The following is a 17,057-nucleotide window of genomic DNA, read 5'->3' on the forward strand; positions in this document are numbered from 1 at the left end:
TCGCTACTTCTTGGGGCCCGGGACGGTGGTCAGCAGGGGTTCGGGCGAGGTCTCGCCGGGCGGTGCTCCGATCGCGGTGACGGTGAGAACGAGCGCGAGGGCCGCGGCCAGTCCGATGGCGGCGGCTACGAGGGCACGCATGGCTCGGCCTCCCGGGAGTACGGATCTGATGGGGCGTCAGGGTTGGGCACCGTAGCAACAGAGGCGCGAGATGAGAACACGCGGGCGCGAAGGGGACACAAGCAGAACCGCCCCCGCGCCCGGTGAGGGCGCGGAGGCGGCTGGGTGCCGTGATGCCCGGACGGGCTGCGGTCAGGACACCGTGAGCACGATGTCGAGCGTGGCGCCGCCCTCGGTGGTGAGGCGCAGCGTGTACGTGCCCGGGGTGCTGTCGGCGTGGATCGCCGGGAGCGTCAGGAGGCCGTCGGCACCGGTCGTGAGCCCCGTGAGGGTGCGTACGGGAGCGCCGTCCGCGCCCTCGAAGTACGGGCCCTTGTCGTTCGCGGCCGGCTGCTCGGCACTGGTGATCATCGTGGCGGTGACCGCGACGCCCGCGGCAGCCGCGCCCTTGTAGGTCGCCTTGACCTGGACGGCTTCGAACACGGCGCCGGCGGCGGCCGTCACGGCCGCGTCCCCGGTCCTGGCGATGGCGTCGGCCTGGCGGGCGGTGACGGTCGCGCCGTAGGTCAGCGTGCGCGGGTTTGTGGTGCCCGCGACGGCCGTCACCTTGAACTCGCCGGTCTTCTCGCCCGCTTGCAGCACCGGTGAGGTGACCGTGCCGTCGGCCGCGGTGCGCAGGGTGACGGCGGTCAGCCCGCCGGAGAAGCGCGTGTCGGTGTCGCCGGTGATGGTGAAGGTCACGGAGGCCTTGGCGAGCGGAGCGCCGAGGGTGCTCCTGGCCCGCACGCTGACCCGCTCGCCGAACGCCTGGCCCGCCGTGGCCCTCAGCGGGCCGGTGCCGGCGTTCTCCAGGCTGCCGAGCCGCGGAAGCGGCGTGGGACTGGGGGTGACCGGCGGGGTGGTGGGGGGCGGAGTGGTGGGCGGAGTGGTGGAGGGCGGCGTCGGTGACGGGGTGGCCGGACCGTCGGCCGCGGGCGGCGTCTTGCCCGGAGACGTACCCCCGCCACCGCCGGAGGCGGGCGGCGTGGGCGAAGGGCTCGCCGAGCCCCCACCGTTGCCGCCACTTCCGCCACTTCCGCCACGGGGACCGGCCGGCAGGACTCCGGTGCCGTCGGGAACCTCGTGGGTGCCGCGCTTGTAGTAGTCGAACCAGGAGCGCACCGTCCGCAGGTACTCGCGCGACTGGTTGTAGCTCAGTACCGCCCGGTCGAGGTCCGTGGCGACCGACAGGTCGCGGGGACCGGCGCAGAGGTAGAGCCCGGCCGCGAGTGCGGCGTCGTAGATGTTGTTGGGGTCCTCACGGCCGTCACTGTTGCCGTCCTGGCCCCAGGTCGCCCAGGTGGAGGGGATGAACTGCATGGGGCCGACCGCGCGGTCGTGAGTGGCGTCGCCGTCGAAGGCTCCGTCGTCGGTGTCCTTGATCAGGGCGAAGCCCTGGCCGTTCAGGGCCGGTCCGAGGATCGGGGAGAAGGTGGTGCCGTTCGCGTCGACACGGCCGCCGCGGGCCTGGCCGGACTCGACCTTGCCGATCGCGGCGAGGAGCTGCCACGGCAGGCGGCAGGCGGCGTCGCTCCCGGCGACGGACTGCTCGGCCTTCTTGTACGCGGCCAGGATCGAGGCCGGTATCCCCGCTTCGGCGCTGCCGGTGACCGGCAGATTCACCGACGTACCGGGCTTGTCGGGCGTGGTGAGCGGCGGCAGGTCCGTGAAGTAGGGCGAGTTGCCCGTGGCGGCGCCGTCACCGGACGACGAGGAACCGGCTGTCTTGTGGTCTCCGCCTCCGGCACCGTCGGCCGATGGTGAGCCGGGACCCTGCGAGGCGGTGAGGGCTGCCACAGCAGCCGCGGCCACCGCTGTGGTGGTGGCCCCCCTGCGCAGTCGGCGGCCGAATTGCGCTGCCATACGTTCTGGTCCCTCCCCATCGACGGCTGCTCACGCTCCCCAGCGCGAGAGTTCAGGCGACCCTACGACAACTCCTGCCGCCCGGACACCGTGCGTTGACCGGTTCTTACCGTATTTTCACGTTCCCGCCAGCAAGTTGTACGGCATGGCCCGAGCGCGGTACAGGGCGCCCCGACGGCTCGCTCATACTTGCCGCCATGCCCTTCACGCTCAGCCATGCCGCCGCCGTGCTGCCGGGGATCCGCAGGACGGGGAGCGGACGTGGACCGCTCATCGCCTCGGCCCTCGTCGCCGGTTCGTTCGCACCCGATATGACCTACTTCGCGGACACCGCGATCCCGGGGGCGATGGAATTCGGCCAAGTGACGCACGCCGTATGGGGCGTGTTCACCGTGGACGTCCTGATCGCCGCGATGCTGGTGGCGTTGTGGCTGCTGCTGCGTGAGCCGCTGGTGGCGCTGCTGCCCACCCGCCGGCAGGGGCAGGTGTACGCGTTCCTGCGGGGGCGGTCGCGGGAGCCCGGCCGGCCGAGGCCGCCGGAGGCCCTCCGGTTCGCACTCTCCGCCGCCATCGGGGCTGCCACCCATGTCGGCTGGGACGCGTTCACCCATCACGACCGGTGGGGAACGGAACTCGTCCCTGCCCTCAACACGAGCGTGGCGGGCTTCCCCGCCTACCAGTTCGTGCAGTACGGCAGTTCGGCGGTGGCGCTGACGGGCATCGTCTGGTTCACGGTGTCGGCACTGCGGCGCACCGGCACGGTCCCGGTGCCGGACTCCGTCCCCGCGCTCGGCCGGCGCGAGCGCCGGTGGGCGTGCGGGCTGCTGGCCCTCTGCGTGCTCCTCGGCGTCATCCACCGCTGCGCGCGCTGGTACGCCTACTTCGGGCAGGTCTCCACGCCCCTGGACATCATCCCGACGGCCTGCTTCGGCGCCGGGGCCGGGCTTGCGGCCGGACTCGTGCTGTACGGGGTGGGGATGCGGCTGCGGAGCGACGGACGCACCGGAGCGGGGACCGGCCCCGGGCGGGCGCCGAGCACCGGCCCCACGGAACGCTCCCGCCCGGGACGGCGCTGAATCGACCGGGACCGCACTGCGCCTCCCGGACCCGCTGAACCGGCCGGACGTGACCGGTGCGGCGCGTCCCGGCTACCGGGCCCGCAGGGCCACGCCCCGGGAGCGCGCCGCAACCCGTCTCGTCTCCTGCCTCAGTGCGCGGCGGACTCCCAGTCAGGACCCACGCCGACGGAGACGTCCAGCGGGGCGCGCAGCTCCACCGCCGTCGACATCTCGTGGCGCAGGATCTCCTCGACCCGCTCGCGCTCGCCCGTGGCGATCTCCAGGACGATTTCGTCGTGGACCTGGAGCAGCATCCGCGACTCCAGCTTCGCTTCGGTCAGCGCCCGGTCCACGTGCAGCATCGCGACCTTGACGATGTCGGCGGCCGTCCCCTGGATCGGGGCGTTGAGCGCCATCCGCTCGGCCGTCTCACGACGCTGGCGGTTGTCGCTGTTGAGGTCGGGGAGGTAGCGGCGGCGGCCGAAGACCGTCTCCGTGTAACCGGTGGCCCTGGCCTCCTCCACGACACGGTGCAGATAGTCACGGACTCCGCCGAAGCGCTCGAAGTAGGTGTCCATCAGACCGCGTGCCTCACCGGCCTCGATGTTCAGCTGCTGGGAGAGACCGAACGCGGAGAGCCCGTAGGCCAGTCCGTACGACATGGCCTTGATCTTGCGGCGCATCTCGGCGTCGACGGACGACTTGCCGACACCGAACACCTGCGAGGCGACCGTGGTGTGCAGGTCCTCCCCGGAGGTGAACGCCTCGATCAGGCCCGCGTCCTCCGAGAGGTGGGCCATCACCCGCAGTTCGATCTGGCTGTAGTCGGCCGTCATCAGCGACTCGAAGCCCTCACCGACGACGAACCCGCGGCGGATCGCCCGGCCCTCGTCCGTACGGACCGGGATGTTCTGCAGGTTCGGGTCGGTGGAGGAGAGCCGGCCGGTCGCCGCGACCGTCTGGTTGAACGTCGTGTGGATGCGGCCGTCCGCCGCGATCGTCTTGACGAGGCCCTCGACCGTGACCCTGAGCTTCGCCTGCTCGCGGTGGCGCAGCATGATGACGGGCAGCTCGTGCTCGGTCTGCGCCGCGAGCCAGGCAAGGGCGTCGGCGTCCGTCGTGAAACCGGTCTTCGTCTTCTTCGTCTTCGGCAGGCCCAGCTCACCGAAGAGGACCTCCTGGAGCTGCTTGGGCGAACCGAGGTTGAACTCGCGGCCCACCGCGGCGTGCGCCTCCTTCACCGCCTGCTGCACAGCACCGGCGAACTGCTGCTCCATGCCTTCCAGATGAGCGCGGTCGGCGGCGATGCCGTGCCGCTCCAGCCGGGCCAGGAGGATCGAGGTGGGCAGCTCCATGTCGTGCAGCAGCTCAAGGGCGCCGACCTCCTTCAGCCGCGTCGTGAACGCGTCACCGAGGTCGAGGATCGCGCGGGCCTGCGCCATCAGCGCGTCGGCCTCGGCCTGGTCGTCCGCCCCGAAGGCCAGCTGCCCGTCCCCCGCCGCCGCGGGGGCGAGCTCGCGGCCGAGGTACTCCACGGCCAGCGCGTCCAGCGCGAAGGAACGACGCCCCGGCTTGACCAGGTACGCGGCGAGCGCGGTGTCCATCGCGACGCCCTCGATCCGCCAGCCCTGGTCCGGGAAGACCCGCATCGCGCTCTTCGCGTTGTGCAGGACCTTCGGCCGCAGCGGGTCCGCGAGCCAGGCGGCGAACGCCTGCTCGTCGGCCTCGCCCAGCTGCGCCGGGTCGATCCAGGCGGCCGCCCCGTCGGCCGCGGCGAGCGCGACCTCCGTGACCGTGCCCGTCCCCAGCGCCCAGGTGTCGACCGAGGCGACGCCGAGCGTCTGACCGCCGTGGGCCTCCAGCCAGGGGGCCACCTCGCCCGCGCCCAGCACCGCGCCGTCCAGCTCGACACCCGCCGCGGGGACCGGACTCTCGTCCTCGACGCCGCCCGGGTCCACGGCCAGCAGCCGCTCGCGCAGGCTCGGGTTACGGATCTCCAGGACGTCCAGCACCCCGGTGACCGCCGTGCGGTCGTACGGAGCACGCTCCAGGTCGAGCGGCGTCTTCGGCAGCGCCACGTCACGGACCATCTCGGTCAGCCGGCGGTTCATCTTCACCGCGTCGAGATGATCACGGAAGTTCTGGCCCGCCTTGCCCTTGACCTCGTCCGCGCGCGCCACGAGGTCGTCGAACGAACCGAACTGGTTGATCCACTTCGCGGCCGTCTTCTCCCCCACGCCCGGGATACCGGGGAGGTTGTCCGACGGGTCACCGCGCAGCGCCGCGAAGTCCGGATACTGCTGAGGCGTGAGCCCGTACTTCTCCTCGACCTTGGCCGGGGTGAAGCGCGTCAGCTCCGAGACGCCCTTGGTCGGGTACAGCACCGTCACGTTGTCCGTGATCAGCTGGAAGGAGTCCCGGTCGCCGGTGACGATCAGCACCTCGAAGCCCGCCGCCTCCGCCTGCGTCGCCAGCGTCGCGATGACGTCGTCGGCCTCGAAGCCGTCGATCGCGAACCGGTCGGCATGCATCGCGTCGAGGAGCTCACCGATCAGCTCGACCTGCCCCTTGAACTCGTCGGGGGTCTTGGAGCGGTTCGCCTTGTACTCCGGGAACTCCTGCGAGCGCCACGTCTTGCGGGACACGTCGAACGCCACCGCGAAGTGCGTGGGCGCCTCGTCGCGCAGCGTGTTCGCCAGCATCGACGCGAAGCCGTACACGGCGTTCGTCGGCTGCCCCGTCCCCGTCGTGAAATTCTCCGCGGGCAGCGCAAAGAACGCCCGGTACGCCAGGGAGTGCCCGTCCATCAGGAGCAGGCGCGGTCGGTTGTCTGCCGTCTTCTTCGATGCCGTCTCAGCCACGCCCCCGATCCTGCCACGGCCCACTGACAATCCGGACCGGGCACGGCGCCGCACCCCACCGTGCGAAGGCCCCCGGCGCCGACGCGTGACAGGATCGTGAGCAGGAACACCCGCGGGGCACGGACCCCGTGGACACCACATACACGCACCACCGTGCGGGCTCGGCAGAACCGCGCAGGCTCAAAGGGGAGCATCATGGCCACCAGGCCCCCGACCGGTGACCCGGTCCAGGACGCGCCGCAGGTCGAAGCGGTCCAGCACTCGGCGGCCGGACTGCCCGCCGTCGCACACACCCTGCGCGCCGCCCACCAGCAGATGGGCGTGCGCCGCACCGCGCGGACGCTCCTCAAGGTCAACCAGAAGGACGGCTTCGACTGCCCCGGCTGCGCCTGGCCGGAGGGCGACAAGCGCCACACCGCCGAATTCTGCGAGAACGGCGCGAAGGCCGTCGCCGAGGAGGCGACACTGCGCCGCGTCACCCCCGACTTCTTCGCCGCGCACCCGGTCGCTGACCTCGCCACCCGCAGCGGCTACTGGCTGGGGCAGCAGGGCCGCATCACCCAGCCGATGTACCTGCCCGAAGGCGCCGAGCGGTACGAAGCCATCCCCTGGGAGAAGGCCTTCGCCGTCATCGCCGAGGAGCTGAAGGCACTCTCCTCCCCCGACGAGGCCCTCTTCTACACCTCCGGCCGCACCAGCAACGAGGCCGCGTTCCTGCTCCAGCTCTTCGCCCGCGAGTTCGGCACCAACAACCTTCCCGACTGCTCGAACATGTGCCACGAGTCGTCCGGCTCCGCACTCACCGAGACGATCGGGATCGGCAAGGGCAGCGTCTCCCTGGAGGACCTCCACCACGCCGACCTGATCATCGTCGCCGGACAGAACCCGGGCACGAACCATCCCCGGATGCTCTCCGCCCTGGAGCAGGCCAAGTCCGCCGGCGCGAAGATCATCTCGGTGAACCCGCTGCCCGAAGCCGGCCTGGAGCGGTTCAAGAACCCCCAGACCCCCCTCGGCATGATCAAGGGCACCAACCTCACCGACCTGTTCCTCCAGATCAGGCTCGGCGGCGACCAGGCACTCTTCCGCCTCCTCAACAAGATGATCCTGGAGACCGAAGGCGCCGTCGACGAGACCTTCGTACGCGAACACACCCACGGGTACGAGGAGTTCGCGCAGGCCGCCCGCACCGCCGACTGGGAGAGCACCCTGACGGCCACCGGCCTCGACCGCGCCGCGATCGAGGAGGCCCTCGCCATGGTCCTCGCCTCGAAGCGCACCATCGTCTGCTGGGCCATGGGCCTCACCCAGCACAAACACTCGGTGCCCACCATCCGCGAAGTGGTCAACTTCCTCCTGCTGCGCGGCAACATCGGCCGCCCAGGCGCCGGCGTGTGCCCCGTGCGCGGCCACTCCAACGTCCAGGGCGACCGCACCATGGGCATCTTCGAACGCCCCTCGACCGCCTTCCTCGACGCCCTCGACAAGGAATTCGGCATCACCTCGCCGCGCCACCACGGCTACGACGTCGTGCGCTCCATCCAGGCCCTGCGCGACGGCGACGCCAAGGTCTTCTTCGCCATGGGCGGCAACTTCGTCGCCGCGACACCCGACACCACCGTCACCGAAGCCGCCATGCGCCGCGCCCGCCTCACCGTGCACGTGTCGACCAAACTCAACCGCTCGCACGCGGTCACCGGCACCCGCGCCCTGATCCTTCCCACCCTCGGGCGCACCGACAAGGACACCCAGGCCGGCGGCAAGCAGTTCGTGACGGTCGAGGACTCCATGGGCATGGTCCACGCCTCCCGCGGCAACCTCACCCCCGCGAGCCCCCACCTGCTCTCCGAACCGGCCATCGTCGCCCGGCTGGCACGCGCCGTCCTCGGCACCGGATCCGCCACGAACTGGGAGGAGTTCGAGAAGGACTACGGCACGATCCGCGACCGCATCTCCCGCGTCGTCCCCGGCTTCGAGGACTTCAACGCCCGCGTCGCCGTACCCGGCGGCTTCACACTCCCCCACGCACCGCGCGACGAACGCCGCTTCCCCACCGCAACGGGCAGGGCCAACTTCACCGCGGCCCCCGTCGAATACCCCGAACTCCCCGAAGGCAGGCTGCTGTTGCAGACCCTTCGCTCGCACGACCAGTACAACACCACCATCTACGGCCTCGACGACCGCTACCGCGGCATCAAGGGCGGCCGCCGCATCGTCATGGTCAACCCCGCCGACGCCGAGGCCCTCGGCCTCACCGACGGCGGATACACCGACCTCGTCAGCGAGTGGAAGGACGGCGTCGAACGGCGCGCCCCCGGCTTCCGCGTCGTGCACTACCCGACCGCACGCGGCTGCGCCGCCGCCTACTACCCCGAGACCAACGTGCTCGTCCCGCTCGGCGCCACCGCCGACACCAGCAACACCCCGGCCAGCAAGTCGGTCGTCGTGCGCTTCGAGAACACGCGGTGACCCGTCTCGCGGCGGCCACCCACTAAGCGTTCGCTCAGCGGTCTGATAAGAACAGTGCACACAGCAATCAGTCAGCGCAGACGATCGGAGCCGGACCCCATGGGCGAGCACACCACACCCACGTTCCCCCAGGAGATCATCGCCGAGTACGCCGCACTCGGCATCGACCTCCCCGCCCTCTTCTCCGCCGGACACCTCGGCGAGCGCATGGGCGTCACCGTCGTCGAGGCCTCCCCCGACCGCGTCGTGGGCACCATGCCCGTCGAGGGCAACACCCAGCCCTACGGACTCCTCCACGGCGGCGCCTCCGCCGTACTCGCCGAGACCCTCGGCTCCATCGGCTCCATGCTCCACGGCGGCAGCTCCAAGCTCGCGGTCGGCGTCGACCTGAACTGCACCCACCACCGGGGCGTGCGCAGCGGACTCGTGACCGGCGTCGCCACCCCCGTACACCGCGGCCGCACCACCGCCACGTACGAGATCGTCATCACCGACGAACAGGACAAGCGGGTCTGTACCGCTCGCCTCACCTGCCTGCTCCGAGACGCCCCGGCCCCCGCCGCCGGATAGTCACCGACAGCCGCACACACCCGCCTGCCCGGCCCGGAACGCAACGCGCATTCCGGCCGGGCAGACCCATATCCCCGCCGGCGCCGAGCCGTTGACCAGCAGAATCTTCCAACTCCCTTGACCACAGCGCCCGTTCCGTGAGGAACTCGTCACTCACACGTACGACAGCGGCCGGGTACACCTACTCCCGATGTAACACTGCGTAACGTGCGCGCAATGAGGCGCCCGCCCCGGCGACCGCCCCCCGGGGCGCGGGGGCAGCTGCAACGCGCCCCTCGGCACCCCCCGAGCGCGACAGCACCAAGATCACTTCAAGCGCCTTAGCAGAGCTGCACGTTCTCAGCATGCGGTCACTTCTGCGTCAAGCGATAAAGCCGCACATGTCCACACAGTCACCTCAAGCCTTCCTCAAGGGCATAACAAGAGCGTCACATCCTGCCGCTGCCCATCCCGCACCCCCGGCACTGCCCATAGAGTCACGGCCAGTCACCGCGCCGCCGGGCGTGTCTACTGCACGGCCTAGTACCAACCCAGTACGGCCCGGCGAAGCCACGGCACCTCATGCAGAGGAGGCCGCGCCAGGGAAAGGACCTTTCGTGCGACACCGTTCTTTGATCATCCTCACCGCAGTGCTCACCACCGGAGCACTCACCCTCACCGCCTGCGGCTCGCGCGACGACGACAAGAAGAGCAGCGACGGTGACAGCAAGACCACCGTCGTCATCGGAGTCGACGCCCCGCTGACCGGTTCCCTCTCCGCACTCGGCCAGGGCATCAAGAACTCCGTGGACCTCGCGGCCAAGACCGCGAACAAGAACAACGAAGTCCCCGGCATCGAGTTCAAGATCGAGGCCCTCGACGACCAGGCCGTCCCCGCCTCCGGCAAGGCCAACGCCGCCAAGCTCGTCGGCATGAAGGACGTCATCGGAGCCGTCGGCCCGCTGAACTCCGGCGTCGCCCAGTCGATGCAGGGTGACTTCGACAAGGCCAAGATGGTGCAGGTCTCCCCGGCCAACACCAACCCGGCACTCAGCCAGGGCGACAACTGGGGCAAGGGCGACTTCAAGCGCCCCTTCGCCTCCTACTTCCGCACCTGCGCCACCGACGTCGTCCAGGGCAAGTTCGCCGCCCAGTACCTCTTCAACGACGCGAAGAAGAAGAAGGTCTACGTCGTCGACGACAAGCAGACCTACGGCGCCGGCCTCGCCGCGATCTTCTCCGCGGAGTTCAAGCGCCTCGGCGGCAAGATCGCCGGCACCGACCACGTCACGGTCAAGGAGACCGACTTCTCCAGCACCGCCGACAAGGTGAAGAGCTCGGGCGCCGACTCCGTCTACTTCGGCGGCCAGTACCCCGAGGGCGGCCTGCTCTCCGACCAGATCAAGAAGACCGGCGCGAAGATCCCCACCATGGGTGGCGACGGCATCTACGACCCCGCCTTCATCAGCGCGTCCGGTGAGGCCAACGAGACCGACCTGGCCACCTCCATCGGCTACCCGGTCGAGGCGCTCCCGACCGCGAAGAAGTTCATCGCGGACTACAAGACCGAGGGCTACAAGGACCCGTTCGCCGCATACGGCGGTTACTCCTACGACGCCGGCTGGGCCATCATCCAGGCCGTCAAGGCCGTCGTCGCCGAGAACGACGGAAAGCTCCCCGAGGACGCCCGCGCCAAGGTCGTCGAGGCCATGTCCAAGGTCTCCTTCGACGGCGTGACCGGCAAGGTCGCCTTCGACGAGTTCGGTGACACCACGAACAAGCAGCTCACCGTCTACGAGGTCAAGAACGGTGCCTGGAAGGACGTCAAGAGCGCCACGTTCGAAGACTGATCCCCGGCACAACCCCTAGCCCAACCTGCACTTAGCCGCGCGAGGGCGCAAACAGCGCCCTCGCGCGGTGTCATATCCGACAAGCTCATCGGAGGCACTGCGGTGAACGAACTGCCGCAACAGCTGGTCAACGGCCTCGCCCTCGGCGCACTCTATGGCCTCATAGCCATCGGGTACACCATGGTGTACGGCATCGTCCAGCTCATCAATTTCGCCCACGGCGAGATATTCATGATCGGGGGCTTCGGCGCCCTCACCACCTACATCGCGCTCCCATCCGGAACGTCGCTGATGGTGACCATTCCCCTCATGATCGTCGGCGGCGCAATCGCCTCCGTCGCCGTAGCCACAGCCGCGGAACGCTTCGCCTACCGACCCCTGCGAACAGCCCCCCGGCTCGCCCCCCTCATCACCGCGATCGGCCTCTCGATCGTCCTCCAGCAGCTCATCTGGGGCTTCTACCCCGACGCGAAGAAGCCCCGCAGCTTCCCCGAATTCCAAGGGGAAAGCTTCAAGCTCTTCGACAACCTGTACCTCCAGCGAGCCGACGCCTTCGTCCTCGTCCTCGCCCCCATGTGCATGCTCGCCCTCGGCCTCTTCGTCGCCAAGAGCCGCAGCGGCCGTGCCATGCAGGCCACCGCACAGGACCCCGACACGGCCAAGCTCATGGGCATCAACACCGACCGCATCATCGTGATGGCCTTCGCCATCGGAGCCGCGTTCGCCGCCATCGCCGCAGTCGCCTACGGCCTCGACAAGGGCCAGATCAACTTCGAGATGGGCTTCATCCTCGGACTCAAGGCGTTCACCGCCGCCGTCCTCGGAGGCATCGGCAACATCTACGGAGCCATGGTCGGCGGAGTCGTCCTCGGCCTCGCGGAAGCCCTCTCCATCGCGTACATCGAAGAGATCCCCGGCATGCAGCAGCTCGGCGGCGGCGCCTGGGCCAACGTATGGGCATTCGTACTTCTCATCGTCGTCCTCCTCGTCAGGCCACAAGGCCTGCTCGGTGAGCGCGTCGCGGATCGGGCGTGAGAGCCATGACAACCGACACCACCCAGATCACGGCCGCCACCCCGGCCGACTCCGCCTCACGGACCACCGGCCTGCGCCGGCTCACCGCCCTCGGCGGCGCAGCCACCCTCGCGGCCACGTTCCTGTCCTGGACCTACACCGACGAATTCCCCGGCGACCTCACCGTCTACGGCTACCCCGGCGGCCTCCAGGTCCTCAGCCTCGTCGCAGGAGTCCTCGTACTCCTGTACGCACTCGCCGCACTCGACATCCGCGGCCTGCGCTGGCTCGCCCCCACGGGCACCACCAAAGCACTCCAGCTCCTGGCACTCGGCGCCTTCGGAACCACCTGGTTCACCGTCATCGCCATCACCGTCGAACTCGGCGGCATCGTCAACCTCGAACCCGGCGGATTCGTCGCAGCCGTGGCCTCGGCCATCCCGCTCGTGGCCTTCCTGCTCCCCGACGACACCCGCAAGGCCACCCGGCCCAAGGACCTCCCCTCCTGGGCCGAGATCCTCATCATCGTCGCCGCCTTCGGCATCGGCCTCTTCGTCGTCACCTACGGCATCGACACCGCGTACGCCGAACTCTTCACCGGCTACATGATCGTCGCCGGCTTCGCCGTCACCGCCCTGTTCAAATCAGGGCTCATGGCACGGCTGTCGGCACTCACCACCAAATACCGCTCCATCGCCCTGTCAGCCGCGTTCGTCGCGGCGGCAGCGTTCCCCTTCACCCAGAACACCGACGAGTTCACCCTCATCGCGGTCAACATCCTCATCTTCGCGACCGTCGCACTCGGACTGAACATCGTCGTCGGCCTCGCCGGACTCCTCGACCTCGGATACGTCGCCTTCCTCGGCGTCGGCGCCTACACAGCCGCCCTCGTCTCCGGAACAACCGCCTCCGCGTTCGACGTCCAGTTCCCCTTCTGGGCATCCGTCCTCACCGGCGCAGCCGTCTCCCTGATCTTCGGCGTCGTCATCGGAGCGCCCACCCTGCGCCTCCGCGGCGACTACCTCGCCATCGTCACCCTCGGCTTCGGCGAGATCTTCCGCATCACCGTCGGCAACCTCGACGGCGTATCCGGACCCCAGATCACCAACGGCCCCAACGGCGTCCCCAACGTCCCCGACCTCAACTTCTTCGGGTACGACTTCGGCGACTCCCACACCGTCCTGGGCTTCGAACTCGGCGCCTACGCCAACTACTACCTGCTCATGCTGCTCGCGATGATCTTCGTGATCCTCGTCTTCAGCCGCGCAGGCAGCTCCCGCATCGGCCGCGCCTGGGTCGCCATCCGCGAAGACGAGACAGCCGCCACCGCCATGGGCATCAACGGCTTCCGCGTCAAGCTCATCGCCTTCGCACTCGGCGCCACGCTCGCCGGCATCGCCGGCACCGTCCAGGCCCACGTACAGAGCACCGTCGTCCCGGAGATGTACGTCTTCGCCGGCCCCGTGCCGCCCAACTCCGCCTTCCTCCTCGCCGCGGTCATCCTCGGCGGCATGGGAACCATCAGCGGACCCCTGATCGGCGCCACCCTCCTGTACATGATCCCCGCGAAGCTGCAGTTCCTCCAGGACTACCAGCTCCTCGGCTTCGGCCTCGCCCTCATCCTGCTGATGCGCTTCCGCCCCGAAGGCCTCATCGCCAACCGGCGCGCCCAGCTCGAATACCACGAGACCGACCAACTCGACACACCCGGGGGCACGTTGCCCGAATCCGGCGTCGGCACCGTGAAGGCTGGGGCGTGAACGACATGACGACCACCACCACGAACGAGACCACCCCGGTGCTGGACGCCAGCGGCGTCACCATGCGCTTCGGCGGCCTCACCGCCGTACGCTCCGTGGACCTCACCGTCTCCGCAGGCGAAATCGTCGGACTCATCGGCCCCAACGGCGCCGGCAAGACCACCTTCTTCAACTGCCTCACCGGTCTCTACGTCCCCACCGAGGGCAAGGTCAGCTACAAGGGCACCGTCCTGCCCCCCAAGCCCCACCTCGTCACCCAGGCAGGCATCGCCCGCACCTTCCAGAACATCCGGCTCTTCGCCAACATGTCCGTCCTGGAAAACGTGCTCGTCGGACGCCACACCAGGACCAAGGAAGGGCTCTGGTCCGCCCTCGTACGCGGCCCCGGCTTCAAGCGCGCCGAAGCAGCGTCCCACGCACGCGCCATGGAACTCCTCGAGTTCATCGGCCTCCAGGACAAGGCCGACAACCTGGCGCGCAACCTCCCCTACGGAGACCAGCGCAAGCTCGAAATCGCCCGCGCGCTCGCCAGCGACCCCGGCCTCCTCCTCCTGGACGAGCCCACCGCCGGCATGAACCCGCAGGAAACCCGCGTCACCGAAGAACTCATCTTCGCCATCCGGGACATGGGCATCGCCGTACTCGTCATCGAGCACGACATGCGCTTCATCTTCAACCTGTGCGACCGCGTCGCCTGCCTCGTCCAGGGCGAGAAGCTCGTCGAAGGCACCCCCTCGGTCGTCCAGGGCGACGAACGCGTCGTCGCCGCCTACCTCGGCACCCCCTTCGAGGCCGACACCCCCGCCGAGCCGGCGAAGACCCCGGCCGAAGCGGACACAACCGAAGCCACCACGACGGAGCCGGCCCCCGAAGCCGACCCCGCACCGGAGGCCGAAGCGCCCGAGAACGCCACGGCCGAGACCGACAAGGCGGCCAAGGCGGACACAGCGCAGCGCACCACCAGCACGGAAGGAGAAGACCAGTGACCGCTCTGCTCGAGGTCGAGGACCTCAGGGTCGCCTACGGCAAGATCGAAGCCGTAAAGGGCATCTCCTTCAGCGTCGAAGCCGGCCAGGTCGTCACCCTCATCGGCACCAACGGCGCCGGCAAGACGACCACCCTGCGCACCCTGTCCGGGCTCCTCAAGCCCTCAGGCGGCCGGATCCTCTTCGAAGGGAAGCCCCTCCAGGGCATCCCCGCACACAAGATCGTGGCACTGGGCCTCGCCCACTCCCCCGAGGGCCGCCACATCTTCCCCCGCCTCACCATCGCGGAGAACCTCCAGCTCGGCGCGTTCCTGCGCACCGACAAGGCAGGCATCGAGAAGGACATCCAGCGCGCCTACGACCTCTTCCCCATCCTCGGGGAACGCCGGAAGCAGGCCGCAGGCACCCTCTCGGGCGGCGAGCAGCAGATGCTCGCCATGGGACGCGCCCTCATGTCCCAGCCCAAGCTGCTCATGCTCGACGAGCCCTCCATGGGCCTCTCCCCGATCATGATGCAGAAGATCATGGAGACCATCGTCGAACTCAAGGCGTCGGGCACCACGATCCTGCTCGTCGAGCAGAACGCCCAGGCGGCCCTGTCCCTCGCGGACCATGGCCACGTCATGGAGGTCGGCAAGATCGTCCTCACAGGCACCGGGTCGGACCTCCTGCACGACGAGTCGGTCCGCAAGGCGTACCTCGGCGAGGACTGACCCCCGCACGCGTACGCGAAGGAGGCCCGCACCCCGATCGATCCGGGGGTGCGGGCCTCCTTCGTACGTGGATCCGGTACGGGCTACTCGGCCGCCTTCTTCTTCTCCTCGGCGTCCTCGATCAGCGCCTCGGCGAGCTGCTGCATGGAGAGCCGGCGGTCCATCGACGTCTTCTGGATCCAACGGAACGCGGCGGGCTCGGAGAGGCCGTAGTCCGTCTGCAGGATGCTCTTCGCCCGGTCGACCAGCTTCCGGGTCTCCAGACGCTGGGAGAGGTCCGCGACCTCGCCCTCCAGAGCCTTGAGCTCCGCGAACCGCGACACCGCCATCTCGATGGCCGGCACCACGTCGCTCTTGCTGAACGGCTTCACGAGGTACGCCATCGCACCGGCGTCCCGGGCACGCTCGACGAGGTCGCGCTGCGAGAACGCGGTGAGCATGAGGACGGGGGCGATGGACTCCTCCGTGATCTTCTCGGCGGCGGAGATCCCGTCGAGGACGGGCATCTTCACATCGAGGATCACGAGGTCCGGCTTGTGCTCCCGGGCGAGCTCGACGGCCTGCTGCCCGTCACCGGCCTCGCCGACGACCGAGTAGCCCTCCTCCTCCAGCATCTCTTTGAGGTCGAGGCGGATGAGGGCCTCGTCCTCGGCGATGACGACACGGGTCGTCAGCGGCGGGACGTGCGACTTGTCGTCGTCGACGGCGTCTACGGGCTGGGGCGACTCGGGGGTGGTCACGGGGCTCCTCGCTCAGGGCATACGGCTCCCCATGAGCCTACCTAGCTACGGTATGGTGTCACTACGCAGGGCACTCGTTGCCCTTCCTTTCTAAGGCCCCAGTACTCCAACTGGTTAGAGAGGCGGCTCTCAAACAGCCGACAGTGTGGGTTCGAATCCCACCTGGGGCACTTTCCTTCGATTCGAAGGTTGCAAGGAATCGGCAAGCATTCACGTGATCGTGTGACTGCAGTGCCGTTTTCACTTCCGTACCGGTCGATCCGATCAGGCTCGGCAATATGTACGACGTCGAATCGCGCAAGCGCGTTGGCCCTCCTCGATCAGGGTTTCAGCCAGAACTCGGTAAGTAAGCAGACCGGCATATCCCGTGCCGCGATCCGCTCATGGTCGGTCCGGATCGCTCCACTCGACCGCTCCACGCCGTGCCCCAGATGCTGCGACAAACCCGTGGCGCCTCAAGATCCCGTCGCCTACAGCTACTTACTCGGTCTGTACCTCGGTGACGGCTGCATCAGCGCCACCCGGCGGGGCGTGTACTCGCTGCGCATAGCTTGCGCCGACGCCTGGCCTGGTCTCATCGACGCCTGCGCCGACGCCGTAGGGAAGGTTCGACCGTCCAACAAGGTGTGCAGGGTACGAAGTCAGGGGTGTCAGTACGTCACGAGTTTCAGCAAGCACTGGCCGTGCCTCTTCCCCCAGCACGGCTCCGGCAAGAAGCACGAGCGGAAGATCGCTCTCGAACCCTGGCAACAGAAGATCGTCGATGCGCATCCCTGGGAGTTCGTCCGGGGACTGATCCACTCCGACGGCTGCCGCGTCATCAACTGGACCACCCGGCTCATCGGCGGGAAGCAACGCCGCTATGAGTACCCGCGCTACTTCTTCACCAACCTGTCCGACGACATCGTGGGGCTGTTCACCGGCACACTGGACCGGGTCGGCGTGGAGTGGAAGCGCTCCAACTCGCGCAACATCTCCGTCGCCCGACGGGCGTCCGTGTCGCTGATGGACGCCCATGTCGGGCCGAAATACTGA

General features: G+C 68.9%; 12 protein-coding genes, 1 tRNA gene and 1 pseudogene. 10 read left to right on the top strand and 4 right to left on the bottom strand.

Going from position 1 to position 17,057, the window contains the following annotated elements:
* Positions 1 to 3: 3 nt before the first annotated feature.
* Both AB0C82_RS18105 and AB0C82_RS18110 read right to left on the bottom strand, forming a co-directional pair.
* The gene (locus AB0C82_RS18105; protein WP_362842577.1) at positions 4 to 141 is read right to left on the bottom strand and encodes an SPW_0924 family protein; all 138 of its coding nucleotides are present in this window, start codon (positions 139 to 141) and stop codon (positions 4 to 6) included.
* Between the two features lie 171 nt (positions 142 to 312).
* The gene (locus AB0C82_RS18110; RefSeq protein ID WP_362842580.1) at positions 313 to 2,022 is read right to left on the bottom strand and encodes a lytic transglycosylase domain-containing protein; all 1,710 of its coding nucleotides are present in this window, start codon (positions 2,020 to 2,022) and stop codon (positions 313 to 315) included.
* 197 nt (positions 2,023 to 2,219) lie between these two features.
* On the opposite strand from AB0C82_RS18110, the gene AB0C82_RS18115 reads away from it, so the two are divergent.
* The gene (locus AB0C82_RS18115; RefSeq protein ID WP_362842583.1) at positions 2,220 to 3,098 is read left to right on the top strand and encodes a DUF4184 family protein; all 879 of its coding nucleotides are present in this window, start codon (positions 2,220 to 2,222) and stop codon (positions 3,096 to 3,098) included.
* A 131-nt stretch (positions 3,099 to 3,229) separates the two neighbouring features.
* On the opposite strand, the gene polA is transcribed toward AB0C82_RS18115, so the two are convergent.
* Positions 3,230 to 5,941 (bottom strand): DNA polymerase I, encoded by a 2,712-nt coding sequence (gene polA / locus AB0C82_RS18120; protein ID WP_362842585.1) that lies wholly within the window; start codon positions 5,939 to 5,941, stop codon positions 3,230 to 3,232.
* Between the two features lie 195 nt (positions 5,942 to 6,136).
* Between polA and AB0C82_RS18125 the strand changes: the two genes are divergently transcribed.
* The 7 genes from AB0C82_RS18125 (at position 6,137) to AB0C82_RS18155 (ending at position 15,282) form a co-directional block, all read left to right on the top strand.
* Positions 6,137 to 8,410: an FdhF/YdeP family oxidoreductase gene (locus tag AB0C82_RS18125; protein ID WP_362842588.1), complete on the top strand. Its 2,274-nt coding sequence runs from the start codon at positions 6,137 to 6,139 to the stop codon at positions 8,408 to 8,410.
* A 99-nt stretch (positions 8,411 to 8,509) separates the two neighbouring features.
* Complete coding sequence (locus AB0C82_RS18130) at positions 8,510 to 8,980, top strand: hotdog fold thioesterase (protein ID WP_362842591.1); 471 nt, start codon at positions 8,510 to 8,512, stop codon at positions 8,978 to 8,980.
* A gap of 596 nt (positions 8,981 to 9,576) precedes the next feature.
* Positions 9,577 to 10,809, top strand: coding sequence for a branched-chain amino acid ABC transporter substrate-binding protein (locus AB0C82_RS18135; protein WP_362842594.1), 1,233 nt, complete (start codon positions 9,577 to 9,579; stop codon positions 10,807 to 10,809).
* Between the two features lie 102 nt (positions 10,810 to 10,911).
* Positions 10,912 to 11,844, top strand: coding sequence for a branched-chain amino acid ABC transporter permease (locus tag AB0C82_RS18140; RefSeq protein ID WP_362842597.1), 933 nt, complete (start codon positions 10,912 to 10,914; stop codon positions 11,842 to 11,844).
* Positions 11,845 to 11,849: 5 nt separating this feature from the next.
* Positions 11,850 to 13,583, top strand: coding sequence for a branched-chain amino acid ABC transporter permease (locus AB0C82_RS18145; RefSeq protein WP_362842600.1), 1,734 nt, complete (start codon positions 11,850 to 11,852; stop codon positions 13,581 to 13,583).
* A gap of 5 nt (positions 13,584 to 13,588) precedes the next feature.
* Complete coding sequence (locus AB0C82_RS18150; protein ID WP_362843153.1) at positions 13,589 to 14,569, top strand: ABC transporter ATP-binding protein; 981 nt, start codon at positions 13,589 to 13,591, stop codon at positions 14,567 to 14,569.
* Positions 14,566 to 15,282 (top strand): ABC transporter ATP-binding protein, encoded by a 717-nt coding sequence (locus AB0C82_RS18155; protein ID WP_362842604.1) that lies wholly within the window; start codon positions 14,566 to 14,568, stop codon positions 15,280 to 15,282. The genes AB0C82_RS18150 and AB0C82_RS18155 overlap by 4 nt, the downstream gene beginning before the upstream one ends.
* Before the next feature lie 83 nt (positions 15,283 to 15,365).
* Here AB0C82_RS18155 and AB0C82_RS18160 read toward each other — a convergent pair whose 3' ends face one another.
* Positions 15,366 to 16,022 (bottom strand): response regulator, encoded by a 657-nt coding sequence (locus AB0C82_RS18160; protein WP_185301459.1) that lies wholly within the window; start codon positions 16,020 to 16,022, stop codon positions 15,366 to 15,368.
* A 95-nt stretch (positions 16,023 to 16,117) separates the two neighbouring features.
* Between AB0C82_RS18160 and AB0C82_RS18165 the strand changes: the two genes are divergently transcribed.
* Positions 16,118 to 16,192 (top strand) — tRNA-Leu (locus tag AB0C82_RS18165).
* A 108-nt stretch (positions 16,193 to 16,300) separates the two neighbouring features.
* Positions 16,301 to 17,057, top strand: a pseudogene (locus tag AB0C82_RS18170) (transcriptional regulator).

The sequence above is a fragment of the Streptomyces sp. NPDC048560 genome (genome assembly GCF_040650955.1).
Taxonomy (GTDB): Bacteria; Actinomycetota; Actinomycetes; order Streptomycetales; family Streptomycetaceae; genus Streptomyces.